Below are 22,803 nucleotides of genomic sequence, written 5' to 3' on the forward strand. Positions count from 1 at the left end.
GGTGTCGCTTATACGTTGAACAGGAAGTTCATTACGTCGCCGTCGTGCACGACATATTCCTTGCCTTCGGCGCGCATCTTGCCGGCTTCCTTAGCGCCGGTTTCGCCCTTGTACTGGACGTAGTCGTCGAACGCGATGGTCTGCGCGCGGATGAAGCCGCGCTCGAAGTCGGTGTGGATCACGCCGGCGGCTTGCGGGGCCGTATCGCCGACATGGATCGTCCACGCGCGCACTTCCTTCACGCCCGCCGTGAAGTAGGTCTGCAGGCCGAGGAGCCTGAAGCCCGCGCGGATCACGCGGTCGAGGCCCGGCTCTTCCATGCCCATATCGGCGAGGAACGCAATCTTGTCTTCGTCTTCGAGGTCGGCGATTTCCGCTTCGATCGCGGCGCACACGGCCACGACCGGCGAATTCTCGCCTTCGGCGTACTTGCGCACGGCGTCCAGATGCGGGTTGTTCTCGAACCCGTCTTCTTTCACGTTCGCGACGTACATGGTCTTCTTCGCGGTGATGAGGCAGAAGGGCTTGATCAGCGCCTGCTCGTCGTCGCTCAGTGCGAGCCCGCGCACGGGCTTTGCCTGATCGAGTTGCGCGCGCACCTTTTCGAGCACGGCCACGAGCTTCGCGGCTTCCTTGTCGTTGCCCGATTTCGCGGCCTTCGAGTAGCGCGTGAGCGCCTTCTCGACGGTGGCGAGGTCGGCGAGCGCCAGTTCGGTGTTGATGACTTCGATGTCGGCGAGCGGATCGATCTTGCCCGCCACGTGGATCACGTTTTCATCTTCGAAGCAGCGCACGACGTGCGTGATCGCATCGGTTTCGCGGATGTTCGCGAGGAACTGGTTGCCGAGGCCTTCGCCCTTGCTCGCGCCCGCGACCAGACCCGCGATGTCGACGAATTCGACCACGGCCGGCACGACGCGCTCGGGCTTGACGATTTCGGCGAGCGCCTTCAGGCGCTGATCCGGCACTTCTACCACGCCGACGTTGGGCTCGATCGTGCAGAACGGGTAGTTCTCGGCCGCGATGCCCGCCTTGGTCAGCGCGTTGAAGAGGGTGGACTTGCCGACGTTAGGCAAGCCGACGATGCCGCATTGGAGGCTCATGTAAATCTCTGCATGTCAGGGTGGTGACGTGTGGCTCGCCGCGCGCGAAGGCCCGGGGCCGGGCGTCTCGCGAAAGCGGAAGCGGCGGGCGGGGCGGCGCAGGTGGCACGTCGGGGGACGTGACGGGGAGTCACGAAAACCGTAATTGTAACCTCGTCCGGGTGAGGGTTAGCCGCGGGTGTCGCCGCGCTGGCGGGCCGTCTTCCCGCAACGTCTTGCTGCGCCGCAACACCGCGCCCGTCCCGCCCGGCCACACAAGCGCCCGCGGCTATAATGCGCGCATGACTGCAAGCAACCAGACCTTTGATGTCGCCGTGATCGGCGGCGGCCTCGTCGGCAAGTCGGCGGCGCTCGCGCTGACCCAGAGCGGCCTGCGCGTGGCGCTGCTCGCGCAGCCGTGCGCGCCGCTGCCTGCGGGAGCCGTGTTCGACGCGCGCGTGTACGCCTTTTCGCGCAGCTCGCAGGCGCTGTTCGAGCGGCTGCGGGTCTGGCAGGCCGCCGACGCCGCGCGCCTCACGCCCGTCTACGACATGCGCGTGTTCGGCGACGCCGCGGCGGAGTTGCACTTCTCGGCATATCAGGCCTCGGTTGCGCAGCTGGCCTGGATTGCCGAGTCGTCAATCGTCGAGCGTGCGCTCGACGCCGCGCTGCACTTCCAGCCCAATCTCGCGTGGATCGACACGCGTGCGCAGACGCTCGACGTGAAACCCGACGCGGCCGTGATCGGCCTCGCCAATGGTCGCACGATCGAAGCCGACCTCGCGATCGGCGCGGACGGTGCGCATTCGTGGGTGCGCGCGCAGATCGGCTCGACGGTCGAGCGGCGCGATTACCGGCAAACCGGCGTGGTCGCCAACTTCCGCGCGGAAAAGCCACACGGCGAAACGGCGTACCAGTGGTTCCGCGAGGGTGAGATCGTCGCCTTGCTGCCGCTGCCCGATCGGCACGTATCGCTCGTCTGGTCGGCGCAGACCGAACATGCCGAAGAACTCCTCAAGCTCGAACCGGCGCAGCTTGCCGCCGAAGTCGAGCGCGTCTCGCAAAGCCAGCTGGGCGCGCTCGAATGCGTCACGCCCGCGCGCGGTTTTCCGCTGTCTCTGCAAACCGTCGACCGGCTCGTGGCGCCGCGCGTCGCCCTGGTCGGCGACGCCGCGCATCTGATTCACCCGCTGGCGGGCCAGGGCGTGAACCTCGGTTTGCGCGACGTCGCCGCGCTCGTCGACGTGGTCACGAAGAAGGAGGCGTTTCGCGATCTCGGCGACATCGTGCTGCTGCGCCGCTACGAACGCGGCCGTCGTGAGGACATCCAGAAGCTCGTCGTCGCCACCGACGGCCTGCAGCGGCTTTTCTCGTTCCCGGGCACGCTCGCGCGCGCGGTGCGCAATACGGGCATGGCATTCGTGGGGGCGCAGCCGTTGCTCAAGCGCTGGCTCGTGGCCTCGGCGCTCGGCTAGTATCGAAGGGCTCGCCTGCGCAAGCAGGCATTTCGGTTGCTTGAGGCCAGTGCGGCTTAGAATGGACATATTGGCCGCGCCCGCAGCACATGCCGCCCCGGCCGTTCAACGGAACTCTGCGCGCGTCGCCCCTGCGCGGCGCGCCTGAATCAGGAATGCATCCCATGCAAACGCGTATTCGATTTGCCGCGCTCGTGATCGCGGTAGCCACCTCGGCGCTCGGCTGCTCGGCCCAGGCAGACCAGACCACCGACAAGATCAAGTCGGCGCTGCAGACGCGCCTCGGCATCGACGCCAGCGATATCAAGGGCATCACCAAGGCGCCCATGCCGGGCCTTTACGAGATCAACCTCGGCACGCAGATCGTCTACAGCGACGCCAGCGGCGATTACGTGCTCACCGGTGAACTCATCGACACCAAGGCGCACCGCAATCTCACCGAGGCGCGCCTGAACGAAATCAACAAGGTCGATTTCTCGAAGCTGCCGCTCGAGAACGCGGTCAAGGTCGTGAAGGGCGACGGCAAGCGCAAGATGGCCGTGTTCTCCGACCCGAACTGCCCGTACTGTCATCAGCTCGAAAGCACGCTCAGGTCCGTCGACAACGTGACGGTCTACACCTTCCTGTATCCGGTGCTCTCGCCGGATTCGACGGCGAAGGCCAAGCAGATCTGGTGCTCGGCCGACCGTGGCAAGGCGTGGGAATCGTGGATGGTCGACCGCAAGGCGCCCACGGCAGCCGGCACGTGCGACACGGCCGCCATCGACAGCAATCTCGCGCTCGGCCAGAAGATGAACGTGACCGGCACGCCCACCGTGATCCTCGCGGACGGCACGCGCCTGCCGGGCGCCGTCAGCGCCGACCGGCTCGAGCGCGGTCTGAACGGCGCGCACTGACGCCTCGCCTGAACCCGCCCGGCCGCTTTCGCGGCCGGTACTTTTTTGCCCGGCGCTTTTTGTCCGTTTTTGTCTGCCGGGCATACTGAATTTGCTCTGCAGCGTCTGCTGACCGAATCTCTCACCGATCCCGCCGATGAAGCCGATCCGATACACCATCGTCCCGAAGAATCCCGCCGCGCATCTGTTCGAGGTAACGCTCACCGTGGAAGACCCCGCCCCGGACGGCCAATGCTTCATGCTGCCCGTGTGGATTCCGGGCAGCTACATGGTGCGGGAGTTCGCGCGCAACATCGTCACGCTGCGCGCCTTCAACGACGCGGGCCGCAAGGTGCGCGTGACGAAGACCGACAAGCATTCGTGGCAGGCCGCGCCCGTGAAGGGCGCGCTCACGCTGCGCTACGAGGTCTACGCCTGGGACCTGTCGGTGCGCGCGGCGCATCTCGACGACACGGTGGGCTTCTTCAACGGCACGAGCGTGTTTCTCGCGGCGCTCGGCCATGAGGAGGCGCAGCACGCGGTCGATATTCAGCGTCCGGACGGGCACGCCTACCGCCACTGGCGCGTGGGCACGGCGCTCACGGAAGCGCGCGGCACCAAGCGTTACGGCTTCGGCGAGTACACGGCCACGAATTACGACGAGCTGATCGATCATCCGGTCACGCTCGGCGAGTTCACGCTCGCGAGCTTCAAGGCGCACGGCGTGCCGCACGACATCGTGATCGCGGGCCGCGTGGTCGCGCTCGACATCGAGCGTCTCGCCGCCGACCTCAAGAAGATCTGCGAGGCGCAGATCGCGCTGTTCGAGCCGCGCACGAAGCGCGCGCCGATGGAGCGCTACGTGTTCATGACGCAGGCCGTGAGCGACGGTTACGGCGGCCTCGAGCATCGCGCCTCGACGGCGCTGATCTGCAATCGCACCGACCTGCCGGTGAAGGGCAAGCCCGAGACGTCGGACGGCTATCGCACCTACCTCGGCCTGTGCAGCCATGAATATTTCCACACGTGGAACGTGAAGCGCATCAAGCCTGCGGCGTTCGTGCCGTACGACCTCACGCGCGAGGACTACACGTCGCTGCTGTGGCTGTTCGAGGGCTTCACGTCGTACTACGACGACCTCATGCTCGTGCGTAGCGGCCTCATTTCCGCAGACGAATACTTCGGCCTGCTCGGCAAGACGATCGCCGGCGTGCTGCGCGGGGCGGGGCGACTGAAGCAGAGCGTCGCGGAAAGCTCGTTCGACGCGTGGGTGAAGTATTACCGCCAGGACGAGAACGCGTCGAATGCGATCGTGAGCTACTACACCAAGGGTTCGCTCGTGGCGCTGTCGTTCGATCTCGCGATTCGCGCGCAGACGAACGGCCGCAAATCGCTCGACGACGTCATGCGCCTCTTGTGGCAGCGCTATGGGCGCGACTTCTATCGCGGCAAGCCGGTGGGCGTGGGCGAGGACGATGTCGAGGCGCTGATCGCCGAGGCGACCGGCGTGGAACTGGGCGCGCTCTTTAGCGACGCCGTGCGCGGCACGCGCGACCTGCCGCTCGCGGCGCTGTTCGAACCGTTCGGCGTGACGCTCGAAGGGGAGCCCGAACGCGGCGCGAAACCGTCGCTCGGCGCGCGGCTGCGTGGCGGCGCCGAAGCGACGCTTGCCGTCGTCTACGAAGGCGGCGCGGCCCAGAAGGCGGGGCTTTCGGCTGGCGACGCGCTCGTAGCGCTCGACGGCCTGCGTGTGACGGGTTCGAATCTCGACGCGCTGCTCTCGCGCTACCAGCCGGGCATGAAGGTCGACATCCACGCGTTCCGCCGCGACGAGCTTCGCGTGGCGCGTCTGACCCTCGATGCGCCCGAGGTCGCGCGCTACAAGCTCGCCGCCGCGGACAAGCGTGCGCCCGCGCGCGCATTGCGCGAGCGCTGGCTGGCGGCGTAAGCCGCTGGGACAGGGCGCGGCGGCACGCGGCGCCATAAGCGGCGTGGGTGACGGATCCCACGCCGTTTTTTCATGCCCGCGATTGTTCTATCGTTGCAACAATCCGTCATCGGCGGACTACTTTTTCGGAGCGCGGTAAAAAAACACAATGCCTTCACTCGCGCAACGTTGCGCAACTGAGACCCGAAGGAGCCACCATGACCACGATCCTGCAAATCAATTCCGCCGCCCGCTCGCAAGGCGCCCAGTCGACGCTGCTCGTCAACGAATTGACGGCCAGGCTGCAACAATCGAATCCGGGCGCGCAAGTCGTTACGCGCAACCTGCAAGCCGATCCGCTGCCGCACCTCGACGACGCCGTGCTCGGCGCGTTCTTCACGCCGGCCGAGCAGCGTACGCCGGAGCAGCAGGCCATCGCCGCACGCAGCGAAGCGCTGATCGCGGAACTGCAGGCAGCGGACATCATCGTGATCGGTGCGCCGATGTATAACTTCGGCGTCTCGTCGCAGCTCAAGACGTACTTCGACTGGATCGCGCGTGCCGGCATCACGTTCCGCTACACCGCGAACGGTCCCGAAGGCCTCGTGAACGGCAAGAAGGTCCATGTCGTTTCGGCACGCGGCGGCAAGTATCAAGGCACCGCGCACGACAGCCAGACGCCGTACCTGAAGTCGTTCCTCGGCTTCCTCGGCATGACCGACGTGAACTTCATCTTCGCCGAAGGCCTGAACATGGGCCCGGACGCAGCAAGCGCCGCGCTCGCAGGCGCGCGTGAGGCGATCGCTGCAGCGTAACGTTCGCGCTTGTTGCCTGTTTGACGGCTGTAAAAGCAAAAACGCCACGAGAACGATCTCGTGGCGTTTTTCATTGCGCGTCGTCGCGTTGCGAGGCCCAAGCGGCCCAAGCGGCTCAGGCGGCTCAGGCGGCTCAGGCGAGCACGAGGCCTTCCTCCGGCAAACGCCAGTCGATCGGCTGGCGGCCGTGCGCCTGCAGATACTCGTTGGCCTGCGCGAAATGCCCGCAGCCGAGAAAGCCGCGATGCGCGGAAAGCGGCGACGGATGCGGCGCTTCGAGCACGCAATGCGCACCCGAGAGCAACGCGCGCTTGTTCTGCGCGTGCGCGCCCCACAGCATGAACACGAGGTTTTCGTGGCGCGCGGCGAGTTGCTGGATCAGCGTGTCGGTGCAGCGCTCCCAGCCGCGCTTCGCATGGCTCGCGGCGCTCGCGCGCTCGACGGTGAGCACCGTGTTGAGCAGCAGCACGCCCTGGCGCGCCCAGGCGTCGAGACAGCCGTGCGTCGGCGCCTGAATGCCGAGGCTCGCTGCGATTTCCTTAAAGATGTTGCGCAGCGAAGGCGGCGGGCGCACCGAAGGCGGCACCGAGAACGCCAGGCCGTGCGCCTGCGGCGTGCCGCGATCGTCGCCGTGATACGGGTCCTGGCCGAGGATCACGACCTTCACGTCGTCGGGCGAGGTGAGGCGCAGCGCGCGGAACACGTCGGCGGGATAGACGGTCTTGCCGGCGGCGCGCTCGTCATCGACGAAGCGGCACAACGGCGCGTAGGCGTCGCTCGTGATGAACGGCGCAAGCAGCTCGCGCCAGGCGGCGGGCAGCGCGTCGAACTGGTCTTCGAGGCGCGTGGTGTCGATGGCGGCCTGCGGCGCGGTGGGGTCGTGTGGCATGGCGGGGGCGGGCATAACGGCGTGCGTGCGTTCGGGCGCCGGGAATTCGTCGGCGCCGAACAGCGAGAAGATCGTGATCTGGCGCGGGTCGATTTCGGGCAGCGGCGGCTCGTCGAGCGTGGCTTGTGCTGCGTCGGCCAGAAAGTCGTCGAACAGCGAAGCTTGCACCGGCATCGCGACGCGCGGGCGTTTCGTGGAGGTCATGGGCGGCAAGTGTCGCAGCAATTGCGCGGCGATTCAATCCGGCGCCAGCGCGGCCGGGTGCCTTCTTGCGGCATCGGCGATGATGTTGCAACTAACAGCACTGTTTCGGCGCTATCCGCTATCTACAGGTGATTGAGCGCGTTGCGCGGCGCTCCGGAGCCGCGCCGCACCGTTCTCAGCCTTCGCGCAGCTTGTATCCGCGTTGGGCCTTGCTGATGTCGTCCGGCGCAAGGCCTGGCAGCGCCCGCGCGAGTTCCGCCGCGAGTGTGTGCAATGCCGCTTCGTCGCCCGACTTCAGTTCGAGTTCGATTTCGCAGATCGGCGTGCGCCGTGTTTCGCCGTTCACGTCCGCGGTGACTTCGCCCTGATCGATGGCCGCTTCCACTTGCGCGCCGTCGACTTCGAGCGTCCACAGCGTGCGCTGGAAGTCGGTGCGAAAGAGCGGGATCAGGTTCGCGGCGGCATCCGAGAGTGCCGTCGAAACGCCGGCTTCATCGCACTCGTGCAGCAGCCTGTCGATTTCGAGCGCTTCGCCCGCCACCGGCATTTCCCACTCGTGCCGCGCGTGCAGCCCGTTTTGCGCCACACCCACGGTCTTGAACGTCTGCAGCCAGCCCTCGGGCGCGCGGCGCAGGCGCAGCGCGCTCTTTGCGCGCGCGAGCGCAAGCGCCGGCGTGTCGAAGTAGATGTTTTCGAGCCGGATGGCGCGACCCGGCTTGCCGGCGCGCGTCTCGAAGAGACGCCGCGCCCCGTCCACCTGGTCGCGCGGCAGCGCGAGCTTGATTTCGCGTTCGATACCCATGGCGTTGCGCGATCAGAAGAACATGCGAGCGAGTTCCGCGCCCGGCTGTTCGGCGCGCATGAACGCCTCGCCCACGAGGAACGTGTGCACGGAAAGCGCGCGCATTTTCTCGACGTCCGCACGCGAGAGAATGCCCGACTCGGTCACGACGATGCGGTCTTCAGGCACGTCGTCGAGCATGCCGATGGTCGTATCCAGCGTGGTTTCGAACGTGCGCAGATTGCGATTGTTGATGCCGATGAGCGGTGTCTTCAGCGTGAGCGCGTGCGTGAGTTCTGCGCGGTCGTGCACTTCGACGAGCACCGCGAGACCGAGCGAATGCGCAAGCGCTTCGAGATCGCGCATTTCACCTGGCTGGAGCGCGGCGGCGATCAGCAGGATCGCGTCGGCGCCCATCGCGCGGGCTTCGACGACCTGATACGGATCGACGATGAAGTCCTTGCGCAGCACCGGCAGGTTGCAGGCGGCGCGCGCGGCTTCGAGGTACGCGGCGCTGCCCTGGAAGAACTGTACGTCGGTCAGCACGGAGAGGCAGGCCGCGCCGCCCTCGGCGTACGAGCGCGCGATTTCGGCGGGCTGGAAGTTTTCGCGCAGCACGCCCTTCGACGGACTTGCCTTCTTCACTTCGGCGATCACGGCGGCCTGGCCGTTGTCGTGCTTCGCGCGCAAGGCGCCGACGAAATCGCGCAGGTCGCGCGTGCTTGCCTGCAGACGCAATTCTTCGAGCGGGGCGCTCTGCTCGGCGGCGCGCACTTCTTCGCGCTTGACCGAGATGATCTTTTCGAGGATGTCACTCATGATATTCGGAGGCAAAAAACGGTGCTGGATCAGCGTTTGAACTGTTGCGTGAAGCGTACCAGTTCGTCGACTTTGGCGCGCGCGCGGCCGCTTGCGAGCGTTTCGCGCGCAACCGTGATGCCTTCTGCGATCGAGTCCACCAAGTTCGCCGAATAGAGCGCCGTGCCCGCGTTCAGCGCGACGATTTCGCGCGCCGTGCCAGCCTCGTTCGAGAGCGCGCCGAGCAGCATCGCCTTCGATTCTTCGGCGTTCTCGACCTTGAGCGAACGATTCGAGACCATCTGCATACCGAAGTCTTCGGGATGGATCTCGTACTCGCGAATCTGGCCGTCCTTGAGTTCGCCGACGAGCGTGGCCGCACCGAGCGAGACTTCGTCCATGCCGTCCTTGCCGTAGACGACGCAAACGTGTTTTGCGCCAAGACGCTCCATCACGCGCACCTGAATGCCGACGAGGTCCGGATGGAACACGCCCATCAACTGATTGGGCGCGCCGGCCGGATTCGTGAGCGGCCCGAGGATGTTGAAGATCGTGCGCACGCCCAGTTCGCGGCGCACGGCAGCGATGTTCTTCATCGCCGGATGGTGGTTGGGCGCGAACATGAAGCCCATGCCCGTTTCGGCGATCGAGGCGGCCACCTGGTCCGGCTGCAGGTCGATGTTCACGCCGAGCGCTTCGAGCACGTCCGCGCTGCCCGACTTGCTGGAGACGCCCCGGTTGCCGTGCTTCGCGACCTTTGCGCCCGCTGCCGCGACCACGAACATCGAGGCCGTGGAGATATTGAAAGTATGCGAGCCATCGCCGCCGGTGCCGACGATGTCGATGAAGTTCGAGTTGTCCTTCACCTCGACGTGATTCGCGAACTCGCGCATCACCGTCGCGGCGGCCGTGATCTCGCCGATGGTTTCCTTCTTCACGCGCAGGCCGGTGAGGATGGCCGCCGATTGCACGGGCGAAAGCTCGCCGCGCATGATGAGGCGCATGAGGTGGAGCATCTCGTCGTGAAAAATCTCGCGATGCTCGATCGTGCGCTGGAGCGCTTCCTGCGGGGTAATCATGATTAGTCGCCTCCGGGTCAAGCGCTCTTGGTTTGCTTCAGGAAATTCTCGAAGAGGGCATGGCCGTGCTCCGAGAGGATCGATTCCGGATGAAACTGCACGCCTTCCACCGCAAGCTCGCGGTGACGCACGCCCATGATTTCGCCGTCGTCGGTCCAGGCCGACACTTCGAGGCAGTCGGGCAGCGACTCGCGTTCGATGGCGAGCGAGTGATAACGCGTGACGTTGAAGTGCTTCGGCAGGTCGGCGAACACGCCTTTGCAGTCGGTTTCGATCTGGCTCACCTTGCCGTGCATGATGGTCTTCGCGCGCACGACGCGGCCGCCGAACGCTTCGCCAATCGCCTGATGGCCGAGACACACACCGAGAATCGGCGTCTTGCCTGCGAATTCGCGCAGCACGTCGAGCGTGATGCCCGCGTGCTGCGGGTTGCTCGGCCCGGGCGAGAGGCAAATGCGCGCGGGGTTGAGCTTCGCGATTTCGTCGATGGTAATTTCGTCGTTGCGGTACGTGTGAACGTCTTCGCCGAGCTCGCCGAAGTACTGGACGATGTTGTAGGTAAACGAATCGTAGTTGTCGATCATGAGCAACATGGTCTTTTCTCCGCTCAGAAGTCGCTGTCGAGGCCGTCCTGCACCTGCTCGGCGGCGCGCAGCACGGCGCGCGCCTTGTTCTCGGTTTCCTGCCATTCGGACTCGGGCACCGAATCGGCAACCACGCCCGCGGCGGCCTGCACATACAGATTGCCGTTGTGGATGAGGCCGGTGCGGATCGCGATGGCCAGGTCCATCTCGCCGTTGAACGAGAGATAGCCGACCGCGCCGCCGTAGAGCCCGCGCTTCACCGGCTCCAGTTCGTCGATCAATTCCATCGCGCGAACCTTCGGCGCGCCCGATAGCGTGCCGGCCGGGAACGTGGCGCGCAGGACGTCGAAATTGTTCATGCCGGGTTTGAGCTTGCCTTCCACCGAACTCACGATGTGCTGCACGTGCGAGTACTTCTCGATGATCATCTTGTCGGTGACGGCCACCGAACCGATCTCGGCGATGCGGCCCACGTCGTTGCGCGCGAGGTCGATCAGCATGACGTGCTCGGCGATTTCCTTCGGGTCGTTGAGCAGTTCGGTCGCGAGTTCGGCGTCGCGCTCGGGCGTGTTGCCGCGCGGCCGCGTGCCCGCGAGCGGGCGAATCGTCACGATGCGGTCCTCGCCGCGCTTTTCCTGGCGCACGAGAATTTCCGGCGACGCGCCCACCACGTGGAATTCGCCGAAGTTGTAGTAGTACATGTACGGTGACGGGTTCAGCGAGCGCAGCGCACGGTACAGCGACAGCGGATTGTCGCGATACGGCTTCGTGATGCGCTGGCCCACTTGCACCTGCATCAGCTCCCCCGCGGCGATGTATTCCTTCGCCTTGCGCACGGCGGCGAGGTAATCGTCTTTCTTGAATTCGCGGAACGTTTCGGTACGCACGCTCGCCGAGGTCACCGGCGGCTGTACCGTGGTGCGCAGGCGCTGCTTGAGTTCGCGCAGGCGGTGCTTCGCCTTGGTGTAGGCCTCGGGCGTTTGCGGATCGGCGTAGACGATGAGATAGAGCTTGCCCGCGAGATTGTCGATGACCGCGACTTCTTCGGTCAGCAGCAGCTGGATGTCGGGCAGGCCGAGATCGTCGGTCGGGCAGGTATCGGCGAGCTTCTTCTCGATGTAGCGCACCGCGTCGTAGCCGAAGTAGCCCGCGAGACCGCCGCAGAAGCGCGGCAGACCCGGACGCTGCGCGACCTTGAAGCGCGCCTGGTAGTCCGCGATGAATTCGAGCGGATCTTCGTTATGCGTCTCGATCACCTGGCCGTCGCGCACGACCTCCGAAATGCCGTTGCGCGTGCGGATCAGCGAGCGCGCCGGCAGGCCGATGAACGAATAGCGCCCGAAGCGCTCGCCGCCCACCACGGACTCCAGCAGGAAAGAATTGGCGCCGCCGCGCTCGGGCTGCGCGAGCTTCAGGTACAGCGAGAGCGGCGTTTCGAGATCGGCGAGCGCTTCGGCGATCAGCGGGATGCGGTTGTAGCCCTCGTTGGCGAGGGACTGAAATTCGAGTTCGGTCATGTTCCGATCCTGTTCGTGCTGCCGGTCGCGGCGGATGCGGGCCCAGTGCGGCTCAAAACGGGGCGCGCGGTGAGCGCGAGGCGTTTGTTTTAGAGTGCTTGATGGCCGCTGGCGCTCGCTCGTGCGGCCCAGGATCGCGCTGATGATGAAGCGCTTGGCGGGCCGGCGTGCGGTACATCGACGGAAGGTAGGGCGTAGCCGCTCGCGCCCCGCGCAACTCGCCGCGAACGGCGAAACGACACGCAAGGACCACGAAAGCCAACGGCCAGACCAGCCGACGGGTTACCGCAACAGTTTAGAGTCGAGACACGCGCGAGTGCGCAGCGAAGTAAAAAACGGTGCTGAAGAAGGACGAATACGCAACTTCAGCGAACCTCGGATGAGGTTAGCGCGACCAGCGACGCCAGGGCCAGGCTCCCCGGTCGATCGTGCTCAGACTCCGTTTTTTATTCAGAAACATGAGGATAGTTGACGTTCAGTCGAGAACTTAAGTCAGGTCATTGTGCGCTGCGACCGCCTTGGCGGCGTCGAGCAGCGAGGCAACTATACCATCCGATTCAATTTTTTGTACAGGTTGGCCGTGGTTGTAGCCGTAGGGCACCGTGAGCGTGGCCATGCCGGCCGCGCGGCCCGCAATCGCATCGTTCTCCGAATCGCCGATCGCCACCGCCGCCGCGGGCTTGACGCCCAGGCGCTCGCAGGCGGTGAGCATCGGCAGCGGGTCGGGCTTCTTCTTCGCGAGGCTGTCGCCGCCGAGCACCACTTCGAAGTACTGCGCGAGGCCGTATTGCTGCAACAGCTCGACGGCGAAGCGGTGCGGCTTGTTGGTCACGCACGCGAGCTTGATGCCCTGGTCGCGCAGTGCCGCGAGGCCCGCTTCGACGTCCGGGTACAGATGCGTGTGGCGGCCGTTGATCTTCGCGTACTCGTCCTGGTAGAGCGCGAGCGCTTCGTCGAAACGCGCCTCGACGTTGTCCGCGGCAAAGCGCGGCGCGAGCACGCTGCGGATCAGGTGCTCCGAGCCCTTGCCCACGTAGCCCATCACTTCCTCGCGCGTGGTTTCATCTGCGTCGAGCTGCGCGAGCATGCCGTTCAGGCCGGCGGCGAAGTCGTCGGCGGTGTCGACCATCGTGCCGTCCAGGTCGATCAGCGCCGCTTCGATGCGTGGCGCGGTGAACTTGACGGGGGCGTTCATTTTGCGTTTGCAGCGTTGGCGACGCTCGCGAGCTGCGCGCGCATCTCGTCGATCACGGTCTTGTAGTCCGGCTTGCCGAAGATCGCCGAGCCCGCCACGAAGGTGTCCGCGCCTGCCGCCGCGATTTCGGCGATGTTGTCGACCTTCACGCCGCCGTCCACTTCGAGGTGGATTTCGCGGCCCGTGCGGGCCGTGTAGGCGTCGATCTTCGCGCGCGCCTCGCGCAGCTTGTTGAGCGCCTCGGGAATGAACGACTGACCGCCGAAGCCCGGATTCACCGACATGATGAGCACGAGGTCGAGCTTGTCCATCACGTGGTCGAGGTAGTTCAGCGGCGTGGCCGGGTTGAACACGAGGCCCGCCTTGCAGCCGTGGTCGCGGATCAGCGAGAGCGTGCGGTCGATATGGTCCGAGCCTTCCGGGTGGAAGCTGATGAGGTTCGCGCCGGCCTTGGCGAAGTCGGGCACGATGCGGTCGACCGGGCGCACCATCAGGTGCACGTCGATGGGCACGCTCACGTGCGGGCGGATCGCCTCGCACACCAGCGGACCGATGGTGAGGTTCGGCACGTAATGGTTATCCATCACGTCGAAGTGGATCCAGTCGGCGCCGGCAGCGACGACGTTGCGGACCTCTTCGCCAAGACGCGCGAAGTCGGCGGAGAGAATGCTGGGGGCGATGCGGAATTGCGTCATGGCGGCAATCGGAAAACTGTCGGAAAAACCGTATTTTACCGTCAGTGGCAGAGCGTTTCCCGGCGGGCGCCGCGGGCGGCGCCGGGTTGCGGGTGCCCGTTGCATCAAGCAGAATGCCAAACCATGTGCCGCGCCTCGCGGCGCGCCCGCGAGCGCCTTGCCGCGCGGGCGTCTCAGTCAACGGACTCAGCAGCCGCGCCAAAGCGAATGGAACAACGATGAGCCAGTACGAATTCAGCGTGACGTCGCAGGTGCGCTACCTGCCCGAAGAATCGGACCCGGAGCGCCGGCAATATGCCTTCGCGTACACGCTGACCATTCGCAATACCGGTCAGGTAAGCGCCCAGCTGATCGCGCGCCACTGGGTGATCACCGACAGCGAAAATCACGTGCAGGAAGTGAAGGGGCTGGGCGTGGTCGGCCATCAACCGCTTCTGAAGCCGGGCGAGCAGTTCGAGTACACGAGCTGGGCCGTGATCGCTACCCCGGTGGGCACCATGCGCGGCGAGTACTTCTGTGTGGCCGAGGACGCCGAGCGCTTCGAGGCGCCCGTGCCCGAGTTCGTGCTGCGCATGCCGCGCACGTTGCATTGAACCGCCGCGAGAAATCGGGGTCTGCTAGTTCTGACGCCGATCGTCGCGCGAGGCTTGCTTCTTCCTGCCCGACGCGGTCCACACAACGATGAAAATCAGCAGGAACAGCGCAAGGAGCGCTTCCAGACCAAACATGAGCATCGGGTATTCGTCGAGCAGTTCTGACATGGCGGCATCCATCGAGAGCCAGTATTGTAGGCGTGATTTTGACGTCGATTCCGGTCTCGATGTCCCGGTGATGCCGGGATTCACACAGGTGCGATATTGCGTGGGGTCGGCGCTTCGGCGTGGCGGGAGCCGCCTGGGTCTGCGGTTAGGCGGCTGGTTGGGCGCGGCTTCGCTCGCGGCTTTGCTTGCCGCATGCGGCGGCCCGAGCTACGTGCACAACGTGCCGCCCAAAGGCACGCCCACGCTGCCCTCGCAGCTCGCCGCGCAACGTCTCACGCCGGTCGCCTGGCAGCAGGTGCCGGGCTGGCAGGACGACTCGCTGATCGGCGTGACCGCGGCGCTGCGCGCGAACTGCACGCGTCTTGCGCGCGATCCTCGCTGGCAGCGCGCGTGCACTGCGGCCTCGCAGCTCGATGACCTGGACGCCTCGAGCGCACGTGCATTCTTCGAAACGTATTTCACGCCCTATCAGTTCGCCAACAACGACGGCACGCTCGACGGCCTCGTGACCGGCTACTACGAGCCGCTGCTGCACGGTTCGCGCACGCGTCACGGCATCTACCAGACCGCGCTGTATCGCTGGCCGTCCGGCTATCGTCCGGGCGCCGCGATGCCGCCGCGCGCGCAGCTCGAACGTTCTGGCGCGCTGGGCGGCAACGAACTCGTCTGGGTGGACGATCCGATCGAAGCGTTCTTCCTGCAGGTGCAGGGCTCCGGGCGCGTCGTGATGGAAGACGGCAGCGTGATGCGCGTGGGCTTCGGCGGCACCAACAACCAGCCGTACAAGTCGATCGGGCGCTGGCTGCTCGACCACGGTGAACTCACGCCCGCGCAGGCGACCATGCAGGGCATCAAGGCATGGGCACGCGCGAACCCGACGCGCGTGGACGCGCTTCTCGACACCAATCCGCGCTTCGTGTTCTTCCGCGAGATGGGCGGCTCCGAGGGCGACGCGCAGGGCGGAGCCGACGGTCCGATCGGTGCGCTCGGCGTGCCGCTCACGCCGGAACGCTCGATCGCCGTCGATCCGTCGTCGATTCCGCTTGGCACGCCGGTGTTTCTCCAGACCACGCGTCCGCTCACGAATACGCCGCTCAACCGGCTCGTGTTCGCGCAGGACACGGGCACGGCAATCAAGGGCGGCGTGCGCGCCGACTATTTCTGGGGCTTGGGCGACGACGCCGGCGATCTGGCCGGCAAGATGAAGCAGGGCGGCCGCATGTGGCTGCTGTTCCCGAACTCGTGATCGCGGTGGCGCTTGCGCCGCACTCGTGAAGCGAAAAAGCCGGCGAGCGCCGGCTTTTTCTTTTACTGCGCGTTGCGGGCCGCGGTTACTTCGGCCGCTTGTCGATGACTCGCCGGGCTTTGCCAACCGAGCGCTCGATGCCGTTCACTTCCAGCACGTTCACCTTGCACGTCACGCCGATCAGCGCCTTGATGTCGTAAGCGAGTGCCTTGCTGGCCGCGTCGAGCGCACCGTAGTCGGGCGCGGTTTCCGGGCACGGTTCGCAGTTGAGCGACATCACGTCCATCGGACCTTCCTTCGTCAGGACGATCTGATAGTGCGGTGCGAGAGCCGGCTGCTTGAGCAGCAGTTCCTCGATCTGCGTGGGGAACACGTTCACGCCGCGGATGATCAACATGTCGTCCGAGCGGCCCGTGATCTTTTCCATGCGGCGCATGGTGCGCGCCGTGCCAGGCAATAGACGCGTGAGGTCGCGCGTGCGGTAACGGACGATGGGCAGCGCTTCCTTCGTGAGCGAGGTGAAGACGAGCTCGCCCAATTCGCCGTCGGGCAGCACTTCGCCGGTTTCCGGGTCGATGATCTCGGGGTAGAAGTGATCTTCCCAGATCGTCGGGCCGTCTTTCGTCTCCGCGCATTCCGAGGCGACGCCCGGGCCCATCACTTCCGAAAGACCGTAGATGTCGACGGCCGTGATGCCCATGCGCTGCTCGATGGCCCGGCGCATGTCGTTGGTCCACGGCTCCGCGCCGAAGATGCCGATGCGCAGCGAACAGGTGGCCGGATCGATGCCCTGGCGCTCCATTTCGTCGGCGATCGCGAGCATGTAGCTCGGCGTGACCATGATGATGTCGGGACGGAAGTCCTGGATCAACTGGACCTGCTTCTCGGTCTGGCCCCCGCCGAACGGAATGACGGTGAGGCCCGCACGTTCCGCGCCGTAGTGCGCGCCCAGGCCGCCCGTAAAGAGTCCGTAGCCGTAGCTGATGTGCACCTTGTCGCCGCGCCTGGCGCCCGCTGCGCGCACCGAACGCGCGACGACGTTCGCCCACGTGTCGATGTCGCGCGCCGTGTAGGCCACCACGGTCGGCTTGCCGGTCGTGCCCGACGACGCATGGATGCGCGAAATCTGGTCTTGCGGCACCGCGAACATGCCGAAGGGATAGTTGTCGCGCAGATCCTTCTTCGTGGTGAACGGGAAGCGCGCGAGATCGGCGAGCGACTGCACCTGGGACGGATGTACGCCGGCTTCGTCGAATTTGCGGCGATAGACCGGCGAATTCTCGTAAGCGTGGTTCAGCGACCATTTAAGGCGCTCGAGCTGCAGCGCAGCAAGCTCGTCGCGGCTCGCCTTTTCGATGGGTTCGAGCGGCAGCGTGGTACTCATGGGTGTCTCCTGGATCTAAGAACTTTACTCGTGACGCGTAGGGAATCGAGAAGGGGAAACCCGCTTCACGTTGCGACTGGAATGACATTGCCGCGAATCTGCGCGGACTTGCCTCGGAAGAGCGCGACGGTTTCGCCTGCCCGATTCGTCACGCGGATGTCGTAGACCCCGTTGCGTCCCGATAGCACCTGTTCGACGGCTTCGGCGGTCAACACCTCGTCGCGCAGCACCGGACGCAGGAACTCGATCGAGCAGCCGGCCGCGACGGTGTTGATGTTGTACGAATTGCACGCGAAGGCGAACGCCGAATCCGCGAGCGAGAAAATCATCCCGCCGTGGCAGGTCTGATGGCCGTTGAGAAACTCGGGCCGCACGGCCATGGACAGGCGCGCGTAACCGGCGCGCACTTCGAGGAGTTCCATGCCGAGCGCGCGCGTGCAGCCGTCGGCTTCGTACATCGCCTGCGCGGCGGCGCGAGCGAGTTCGTCGGGCGACAGGCCGTCGTCGTCAGGCAGTTGCGAGGCTTGCGTGGACATCTCAGCGGCCCTCGAAGTGCGGTGCGCGTTTTTCGATGAAGGCTTGCACGCCTTCTGCGTAGTCATGCGACGCGCCCAGCTCGCGCTGCAGGTCGCGTTCGAGATCCAGTTGCTGGTCGAGCGTGTTCGTGGCCGATGCGCGCAGCGCTTCGCGCGTGGCGACGATGGCGCGCGTCGGTTGCTGCGCGAGGCGAGCGGCGAGCGCGCCGGCCGTTTGCGCGAGTTCCGCGTCGTCGGTCACTTGCCAGACGACGCCCCAGCTTTCCGCCTTTTCCGCGCTGAGTTTTTCGCCGGTCATGGCGAGTCCGAGCGCGCGCGCCAAGCCCACGCGTTTGGGCAGGAACCACGTGCCGCCGGAATCGGGCACGAGGCCGATCTTCACGAACGCCTGGATGAAGCTTGCGGAACGCGCTGCAAGCACGAGGTCGCAGGCGAGGGCGAGATTGGCGCCGGCGCCGGCCGCGGTGCCGTTGACGGCGGCGATCACGGGCATCGGCAGCGCCTGCAGGCGCTTGATCAGCGGATTGAAATGCTCATCGATGAGGTCGCCGAGATCGGTCATCGCACCCGGCGTGAAGTCGAGATCGGCGAGATCCTGGCCCGCGCAGAAGCCGCGGCCCGCGCCCGTCAGCACAAGGGCGCGCGCGCCGGCCGCGGCGACCTCGTCGAGCGCTGCGACGAGCTCGCGGTGCATGGCGCGCGTAAAGCTGTTGAGCTTGTCCGGGCGGTTCAGCGTGATCGTGGCCACGCGGGTGGATGCGTCGATTTCGACGCGGATCGCATCGTAGGGCATCGGTTGTCTCCTGGTCCCATGCAAAGCTGTCTGAGACCGCCGAATGCATCGCCCGGCGGCCGGTCGATACTGCGCGCGTTATGGCTCGATGCGTTCGATCGCGAGGGCGATGCCCTGGCCGACGCCGATGCACATCGTACAAAGTGCGAAGCGTCCGTTCGTGCGCTCCAGCTGATGGAGCGCCGTCGTCACGAGACGTGCGCCCGAAGCGCCGAGCGGGTGGCCCAGTGCAATCGCGCCGCCATTCGGGTTCACGCGCGGATCGTCGTCGGCAATGCCGAGTGCGCGCAGCACGGCGAGGCCTTGCGAGGCGAACGCCTCATTGAGTTCGATCACGTCGAACTGATCCAGCGTCATGCCGAGCTGCTTGAGCAGTTTTTGCGTAGCGGGCGCCGGGCCGATGCCCATGATGCGCGGCGCGACGCCGGCGGTCGCCATGCCGAGCACGCGCGCGCGGCGACGCAGGCCATACTGCTTGGCGGCCGCCTCGTTGGCGAGCAGCAGGGCGCAGGCGCCGTCGTTGACGCCCGAGGCGTTGCCCGCCGTGACCGTGCCGTCCGGCTTCACGACGCCCTTGAGCTTGCCGAGCGATTCGAGCGAAGTTTCGCGCGGGTGCTCGTCGAGCGTTACACGCACGGGGTCGCCCTTCTTTTGCGCGATCTCGACCGCGACGATTTCCTGCGCGAGCGTGCCGTCCTTCTGCGCGCGGGCCGCTTTCTGCTGGCTGCGCAACGCGAACGCGTCCTGATCGGCGCGATTGATGCCGAATTCTTCCGCGACGTTTTCCGCCGTCTCCGGCATCGAATCGACACCGTACTGCTGCTTCATCAGCTTGTTGACGAAACGCCAGCCGATGGTCGTGTCGTAGATGGCCGCTTCGCGCGAAAACGCCGAAGCCGCCTTGCCCATGACGAACGGCGCGCGCGTCATGCTTTCCACGCCGCCCGCGATCATGAGGCGCGCTTCGCCCGCCTTGATCGCGCGCGCCGCGCTGCCGACAGCGTCGAGGCCCGAGCCGCACAAGCGGTTGAGCGTGCCGCCCGGCGCGTCGGTCGGCAGGCCCGCGAGCAGCGCGGCCATGCGCGCGACGTTGCGGTTGTCTTCGCCGGCCTGGTTGGCGCAGCCGTAGAGCACGTCGTCGAGCGCGCTCCAGTCCACGCCGGGATTGCGCTCGACGAGGGCGCGGATCGGCACCGCGGCGAGGTCGTCCGCGCGGACGTCCTTGAGGGCGCCGCCATAGCGGCCGAACGGGGTGCGAATCGCGTCGCAGATATAGGCTTCGGTCATCTCGGGTTCCTGGGGCGCGAGCGCAGAAGTGCGCTCACGCCTTGCATGCTAGAGGGATGGGCAATCGGGCGCCATTCGGCTGAGCGGCGCAGGCCGATCAGCTGGCGACGGCGGGGGCCGCTTTCGGTTCGACGTGAACGCGGCTCTGAACCACGCGGAAGCGGTTCGCCACGAAGGCGGCGTCGGCGAGCGCGGCGTTCGCCGCGGGGTTCGCGCCGGTGCCGTGGAAGTCCGAGAATGCAGCCGACTGGTTCACGAACACGCCGCCCGTGAGGTTGATCGAGAGCGCCACGCCGCCGGTGATGGCGGCTTCATGTGCGGCTTCGATCACGGCGTCGTCCGTGCTGTAGACGGAAAGCGTGAGCGCGCCGTGGTCGCGCGCGGTCTCGCCGGCCAGCTTGAGCGACTGCGCAGTCGAATCCGTGGCGATCACGAACGAGATCGGGCCGAACCATTCGCGCGTGAACTGGGCGGCGTCGCGCGCTGCGTCGAGTGAGAGCACGAGCGGCGTGCGCACGCGTGCGCCGGCGAACTGCGGGTGTTCGAGCGTCTGGCTGTCGGCGAGCACGGTACCGAGCTTGCGGGCTTCGTCGATGCGAGCCGTCACGCCTTCGTTCTGGATCGCGCCGAGCACTTCGACGGCGCGCACCGGATCGGCGACGAACTTCTGCACGGCGCCGGCAATCGCCTGGGCGACGGCCTCGAAGCTCAGCCGGCCTTCAGCGGTGCGGATGCCGTCGCGCGGCACATAGATGTTCTGCGGCGCCGTGCACATCTGGCCCGAGTAAAGCGAGAGCGAGAACGCGATGTTGCGGGCGACGGCCTTCAGCTCGTCCGCGGAGTCGATCACGATCTGGTTCACGCCGGCCTTTTCCGTGTAGACCTGCGCCTGATGCGCATTGCGCTCGAGCCAGTCGCCGTTTTGCGTGCTGCCCGTGAAGTCGATCAGCTTGATCTCGGGGCGCAGTGCGAGCTGCTGCACGAGTGCGCCGTCGTTGGGGTCGGTGGCGAGCAGCGTCACGACGTTCGGATCGAAGCCGGCTTCGCGCAGCACCTCACGCGCAATGCGCACGGTGATCGCGAGCGGCAGGATCGCGCCCGGGTGCGGCTTGACGATGACCGTGTTGCCCGTCGCCAGATCGGCGAAGAGGCCGGGGTAGCCGTTCCAGGTCGGGAACGTGCAGCAGCCGAGCACGAGGCCGGTGCCGCGCGGCACGATCGTGAAGCGCTTTTGCATCGCCAGGGGCGGGTTCTTGCCCTGCGGCTTTTCCCAGTGGGCGTCGGCGGGAATGCGGCGCAGCTGGTCGTAGGCGTAGGCGACGGCTTCGAGCGCGCGATCCTGAGCGTGCGGGCCGCCGGCCTGGAAGGCCATCATGAATGCCTGGCCGGTCGTGTGCATCACGCTAAAGGCGATCTCGAAGCTCGCGCGGTTCAGGCGCTCGAGGATTTCGAGGCTCACGCCCGCCCATGCCTGCGGGCCGGCTGCGCGCCAGTCGCGCTGGGCTTGCTGCGCGGCTTCGATCAACTGGTCGGGCGTCGACTTCGGATAGCGCGCGCCGAGCGCGAAGCCGAACGGCGAGGCCTCGCTGCCGACGGTTTCGCCCGTCGACGGCTGGTCGAGTTCGAAGGCGCGATTCAGGTGGGCCTTGAACGCGCCTTCGCCATCTGCGCTGGCGGTTTCCCCGTACACTTTGGGGCTGGGCATTTCGGCGAACGGGCTCCAGTAGCCGCGGGTCTCGATGGCGGCAAGCGCTTTTTGAAGCGCGCCCTCATGCTTGGCAAACAGCGAATGTGTCATGGCTCAACGTTGATTGAGAGGTTGGACAGGGCCCGCGCCAATTAATTGACCGACCGGTTGGTTGGCCAATGTTAGCATTAGTCAAAGTTCGGCGTAAAAAATTTTTTCGGGGACTTTCTTTTGATGGAAGGAGGAGTTATGGGGTACGAAAACATCCTGGTTGAGACGCGTGGCAAGGTCGGATTGATCACGCTGAACCGGCCAAAAGCGCTCAACGCGCTAAACGATGCGCTCATGGACGAACTGGGCGCGGCACTCAAGGCGTTCGACGCCGATGAGGGCGTTGGCGCGATCGTCATCACGGGTAGCGAAAAGGCGTTCGCCGCGGGCGCCGACATCGGGATGATGGCGAGCTACACCTTCATGGATGTGTACAAAGGCGACTACATCACGCGCAACTGGGAAACGATCCGCTCGATTCGCAAGCCGATCATCGCGGCGGTCGCGGGCTTCGCGCTCGGCGGTGGCTGCGAACTAGCCATGATGTGCGACATGATCTTCGCGGCCGATACGGCGAAGTTCGGCCAGCCGGAGATCAAGCTGGGCGTGATTCCGGGGGCGGGCGGTACGCAGCGTCTGCCGCGCGCGGTGTCCAAAGCGAAGGCGATGGACCTGTGCCTGACCGCCCGGATGATGGGTGCGGAGGAGGCGGAGCGCGCCGGTCTCGTATCGCGCGTGATTCCGGCTGCGGAATTGCTGAACGAAACGCTGGCGGCGGCTACGACCATCTGCGAATTCTCGTTGCCCGCTGTGATGATGGCGAAGGAGTCGGTGAACCGCGCCTACGAGACGACGCTTGCTGAAGGCGTGCACTTCGAGCGCCGTCTATTCCATTCGCTCTTCGCTTCGGAAGACCAAAAGGAAGGGATGGCTGCGTTCGTCGAGAAGCGCAAGCCCGTGTTCAAGAACAAGTAAATGCCCGGGAGATTCGATCGCCGCGAGCGGCGATCGAAATTATTTTCGCCACCCCCTTGCACAGTGCCGGCGGGGGCGATAAGATTCGCCCCCTTCGCAGTTCGATGTCTCCGACGTCAGGGCAGCGAAGGCCGCCGCGGAAACCGGCGGACGCAGGAGTCAGCAAG

General features: G+C 65.8%; 22 protein-coding genes. 7 read left to right on the forward strand and 15 right to left on the reverse strand.

The window, feature by feature from the left end:
* Nucleotides 1-8 precede the first annotated feature (8 nt).
* On the reverse strand, nt 9-1,103 hold the full coding sequence (gene ychF, locus AB4Y43_RS35690) for a redox-regulated ATPase YchF (RefSeq protein ID WP_368685629.1): 1,095 nt from the start codon (nt 1,101-1,103) through the stop codon (nt 9-11).
* Between the two features lie 281 nt (nt 1,104-1,384).
* Here ychF and AB4Y43_RS35695 point away from each other — a divergent pair, with 281 nt between their 5' ends.
* The 4 genes from AB4Y43_RS35695 to AB4Y43_RS35710 all read left to right on the forward strand — a co-directional run bounded on the left by AB4Y43_RS35695 (nt 1,385) and on the right by AB4Y43_RS35710 (nt 6,174).
* Complete coding sequence (locus tag AB4Y43_RS35695; RefSeq protein WP_069269189.1) at nt 1,385-2,557, forward strand: UbiH/UbiF family hydroxylase; 1,173 nt, start codon at nt 1,385-1,387, stop codon at nt 2,555-2,557.
* Nucleotides 2,558-2,721: 164 nt separating this feature from the next.
* Nucleotides 2,722-3,453 carry a DsbC family protein gene (locus tag AB4Y43_RS35700; RefSeq protein WP_069269176.1) on the forward strand — a complete coding sequence of 244 codons (732 nt, stop codon included), beginning with the start codon at nt 2,722-2,724 and terminating at the stop codon, nt 3,451-3,453.
* A 136-nt stretch (nt 3,454-3,589) separates the two neighbouring features.
* Nucleotides 3,590-5,380, forward strand: coding sequence for a M61 family metallopeptidase (locus AB4Y43_RS35705; RefSeq protein WP_368729935.1), 1,791 nt, complete (start codon nt 3,590-3,592; stop codon nt 5,378-5,380).
* A 197-nt stretch (nt 5,381-5,577) separates the two neighbouring features.
* A complete protein-coding gene (locus AB4Y43_RS35710; protein WP_069269174.1) occupies nt 5,578-6,174 on the forward strand; it encodes an FMN-dependent NADH-azoreductase in 597 nt (198 codons plus the stop codon).
* A gap of 133 nt (nt 6,175-6,307) precedes the next feature.
* Here the strand turns inward: AB4Y43_RS35710 and AB4Y43_RS35715 are convergent, their stop codons facing one another.
* From AB4Y43_RS35715 to rpe, 8 genes are all read right to left on the reverse strand, one after another.
* Nucleotides 6,308-7,267, reverse strand: a complete 960-nt coding sequence (locus AB4Y43_RS35715; protein ID WP_368606808.1) for a uracil-DNA glycosylase — start codon at nt 7,265-7,267, stop codon at nt 6,308-6,310.
* A 175-nt stretch (nt 7,268-7,442) separates the two neighbouring features.
* Nucleotides 7,443-8,069 carry a CYTH domain-containing protein gene (locus AB4Y43_RS35720; protein ID WP_368729936.1) on the reverse strand — a complete coding sequence of 209 codons (627 nt, stop codon included), beginning with the start codon at nt 8,067-8,069 and terminating at the stop codon, nt 7,443-7,445.
* A 12-nt stretch (nt 8,070-8,081) separates the two neighbouring features.
* Nucleotides 8,082-8,867 carry an indole-3-glycerol phosphate synthase TrpC gene (gene trpC, locus AB4Y43_RS35725; RefSeq protein WP_321927918.1) on the reverse strand — a complete coding sequence of 262 codons (786 nt, stop codon included), beginning with the start codon at nt 8,865-8,867 and terminating at the stop codon, nt 8,082-8,084.
* 29 nt (nt 8,868-8,896) lie between these two features.
* Nucleotides 8,897-9,928 carry an anthranilate phosphoribosyltransferase gene (gene trpD / locus AB4Y43_RS35730; RefSeq protein ID WP_368729940.1) on the reverse strand — a complete coding sequence of 344 codons (1,032 nt, stop codon included), beginning with the start codon at nt 9,926-9,928 and terminating at the stop codon, nt 8,897-8,899.
* Between the two features lie 14 nt (nt 9,929-9,942).
* Nucleotides 9,943-10,518, reverse strand: a complete 576-nt coding sequence (locus AB4Y43_RS35735; protein WP_069269170.1) for an aminodeoxychorismate/anthranilate synthase component II — start codon at nt 10,516-10,518, stop codon at nt 9,943-9,945.
* A 14-nt stretch (nt 10,519-10,532) separates the two neighbouring features.
* Nucleotides 10,533-12,026, reverse strand: a complete 1,494-nt coding sequence (trpE, locus tag AB4Y43_RS35740; RefSeq protein ID WP_368729937.1) for an anthranilate synthase component I — start codon at nt 12,024-12,026, stop codon at nt 10,533-10,535.
* Between the two features lie 487 nt (nt 12,027-12,513).
* On the reverse strand, nt 12,514-13,221 hold the full coding sequence (locus AB4Y43_RS35745) for a phosphoglycolate phosphatase (RefSeq protein WP_368729938.1): 708 nt from the start codon (nt 13,219-13,221) through the stop codon (nt 12,514-12,516).
* Entirely contained in the window at nt 13,218-13,916 is a 699-nt protein-coding gene (rpe, locus tag AB4Y43_RS35750; RefSeq protein WP_368661844.1) for a ribulose-phosphate 3-epimerase, read from the reverse strand. Before rpe ends, AB4Y43_RS35745 begins: the two co-directional genes overlap by 4 nt.
* A gap of 218 nt (nt 13,917-14,134) precedes the next feature.
* On the opposite strand from rpe, the gene apaG reads away from it, so the two are divergent.
* Nucleotides 14,135-14,509 carry a Co2+/Mg2+ efflux protein ApaG gene (gene apaG / locus AB4Y43_RS35755; protein WP_028208771.1) on the forward strand — a complete coding sequence of 125 codons (375 nt, stop codon included), beginning with the start codon at nt 14,135-14,137 and terminating at the stop codon, nt 14,507-14,509.
* Nucleotides 14,510-14,533: 24 nt separating this feature from the next.
* Here the strand turns inward: apaG and AB4Y43_RS35760 are convergent, their stop codons facing one another.
* Complete coding sequence (locus tag AB4Y43_RS35760) at nt 14,534-14,677, reverse strand: hypothetical protein (RefSeq protein ID WP_233271586.1); 144 nt, start codon at nt 14,675-14,677, stop codon at nt 14,534-14,536.
* On the opposite strand from AB4Y43_RS35760, the gene AB4Y43_RS35765 reads away from it, so the two are divergent.
* Complete coding sequence (locus tag AB4Y43_RS35765) at nt 14,643-15,923, forward strand: murein transglycosylase A (RefSeq protein ID WP_256095087.1); 1,281 nt, start codon at nt 14,643-14,645, stop codon at nt 15,921-15,923. The genes AB4Y43_RS35760 and AB4Y43_RS35765 overlap by 35 nt on opposite strands.
* An 85-nt stretch (nt 15,924-16,008) precedes the next feature.
* Here AB4Y43_RS35765 and paaK read toward each other — a convergent pair whose 3' ends face one another.
* The 5 genes from paaK to paaN form a co-directional block, all read right to left on the reverse strand.
* Entirely contained in the window at nt 16,009-17,307 is a 1,299-nt protein-coding gene (gene paaK, locus AB4Y43_RS35770; protein WP_069269166.1) for a phenylacetate--CoA ligase PaaK, read from the reverse strand.
* A gap of 65 nt (nt 17,308-17,372) precedes the next feature.
* A complete protein-coding gene (gene paaI, locus AB4Y43_RS35775) occupies nt 17,373-17,843 on the reverse strand; it encodes a hydroxyphenylacetyl-CoA thioesterase PaaI (RefSeq protein WP_069269165.1) in 471 nt (156 codons plus the stop codon).
* 1 nt (nt 17,844) lies between these two features.
* Complete coding sequence (gene paaG / locus AB4Y43_RS35780) at nt 17,845-18,636, reverse strand: 2-(1,2-epoxy-1,2-dihydrophenyl)acetyl-CoA isomerase PaaG (protein WP_368661842.1); 792 nt, start codon at nt 18,634-18,636, stop codon at nt 17,845-17,847.
* 78 nt (nt 18,637-18,714) lie between these two features.
* Nucleotides 18,715-19,923 (reverse strand): 3-oxoadipyl-CoA thiolase, encoded by a 1,209-nt coding sequence (gene pcaF / locus AB4Y43_RS35785; protein WP_069269163.1) that lies wholly within the window; start codon nt 19,921-19,923, stop codon nt 18,715-18,717.
* A gap of 97 nt (nt 19,924-20,020) precedes the next feature.
* Complete coding sequence (gene paaN / locus AB4Y43_RS35790; RefSeq protein WP_368729939.1) at nt 20,021-21,721, reverse strand: phenylacetic acid degradation protein PaaN; 1,701 nt, start codon at nt 21,719-21,721, stop codon at nt 20,021-20,023.
* A gap of 138 nt (nt 21,722-21,859) precedes the next feature.
* On the opposite strand from paaN, the gene AB4Y43_RS35795 reads away from it, so the two are divergent.
* Complete coding sequence (locus tag AB4Y43_RS35795; RefSeq protein ID WP_069269161.1) at nt 21,860-22,636, forward strand: enoyl-CoA hydratase; 777 nt, start codon at nt 21,860-21,862, stop codon at nt 22,634-22,636.
* Nucleotides 22,637-22,803: the final 167 nt, after the last annotated feature.

The sequence above is a fragment of the Paraburkholderia sp. BR10872 genome (assembly GCF_040965835.1).
Classification (GTDB): domain Bacteria; phylum Pseudomonadota; class Gammaproteobacteria; order Burkholderiales; family Burkholderiaceae; genus Paraburkholderia; species Paraburkholderia nodosa_A.

Excerpts from the sequence above, each read along its gene's own strand:
- ychF (WP_368685629.1), bottom strand. The coding sequence starts at position 1,103 with ATGAGCCTCCAATGCGGCATCGTCGGCTTGCCTAACGTCGGCAAGTCC.
- AB4Y43_RS35695 (WP_069269189.1), top strand. The coding sequence starts at position 1,385 with ATGACTGCAAGCAACCAGACCTTTGATGTCGCCGTGATCGGCGGCGGC.
- AB4Y43_RS35700 (WP_069269176.1), top strand. The coding sequence starts at position 2,722 with ATGCAAACGCGTATTCGATTTGCCGCGCTCGTGATCGCGGTAGCCACC.
- AB4Y43_RS35705 (WP_368729935.1), top strand. The coding sequence starts at position 3,590 with ATGAAGCCGATCCGATACACCATCGTCCCGAAGAATCCCGCCGCGCAT.
- AB4Y43_RS35710 (WP_069269174.1), top strand. The coding sequence starts at position 5,578 with ATGACCACGATCCTGCAAATCAATTCCGCCGCCCGCTCGCAAGGCGCC.
- AB4Y43_RS35715 (WP_368606808.1), bottom strand. The coding sequence starts at position 7,267 with ATGACCTCCACGAAACGCCCGCGCGTCGCGATGCCGGTGCAAGCTTCG.
- AB4Y43_RS35720 (WP_368729936.1), bottom strand. The coding sequence starts at position 8,069 with ATGGGTATCGAACGCGAAATCAAGCTCGCGCTGCCGCGCGACCAGGTG.
- trpC (WP_321927918.1), bottom strand. The coding sequence starts at position 8,867 with ATGAGTGACATCCTCGAAAAGATCATCTCGGTCAAGCGCGAAGAAGTG.
- AB4Y43_RS35735 (WP_069269170.1), bottom strand. The coding sequence starts at position 10,518 with ATGTTGCTCATGATCGACAACTACGATTCGTTTACCTACAACATCGTC.
- trpE (WP_368729937.1), bottom strand. The coding sequence starts at position 12,026 with ATGACCGAACTCGAATTTCAGTCCCTCGCCAACGAGGGCTACAACCGC.
- AB4Y43_RS35745 (WP_368729938.1), bottom strand. The coding sequence starts at position 13,221 with ATGAACGCCCCCGTCAAGTTCACCGCGCCACGCATCGAAGCGGCGCTG.
- rpe (WP_368661844.1), bottom strand. The coding sequence starts at position 13,916 with ATGACGCAATTCCGCATCGCCCCCAGCATTCTCTCCGCCGACTTCGCG.
- apaG (WP_028208771.1), top strand. The coding sequence starts at position 14,135 with ATGAGCCAGTACGAATTCAGCGTGACGTCGCAGGTGCGCTACCTGCCC.
- AB4Y43_RS35765 (WP_256095087.1), top strand. The coding sequence starts at position 14,643 with ATGAGCATCGGGTATTCGTCGAGCAGTTCTGACATGGCGGCATCCATC.
- AB4Y43_RS35760 (WP_233271586.1), bottom strand. The coding sequence starts at position 14,677 with ATGTCAGAACTGCTCGACGAATACCCGATGCTCATGTTTGGTCTGGAA.
- paaK (WP_069269166.1), bottom strand. The coding sequence starts at position 17,307 with ATGAGTACCACGCTGCCGCTCGAACCCATCGAAAAGGCGAGCCGCGAC.
- paaI (WP_069269165.1), bottom strand. The coding sequence starts at position 17,843 with ATGTCCACGCAAGCCTCGCAACTGCCTGACGACGACGGCCTGTCGCCC.
- paaG (WP_368661842.1), bottom strand. The coding sequence starts at position 18,636 with ATGCCCTACGATGCGATCCGCGTCGAAATCGACGCATCCACCCGCGTG.
- pcaF (WP_069269163.1), bottom strand. The coding sequence starts at position 19,923 with ATGACCGAAGCCTATATCTGCGACGCGATTCGCACCCCGTTCGGCCGC.
- paaN (WP_368729939.1), bottom strand. The coding sequence starts at position 21,721 with ATGACACATTCGCTGTTTGCCAAGCATGAGGGCGCGCTTCAAAAAGCG.
- AB4Y43_RS35795 (WP_069269161.1), top strand. The coding sequence starts at position 21,860 with ATGGGGTACGAAAACATCCTGGTTGAGACGCGTGGCAAGGTCGGATTG.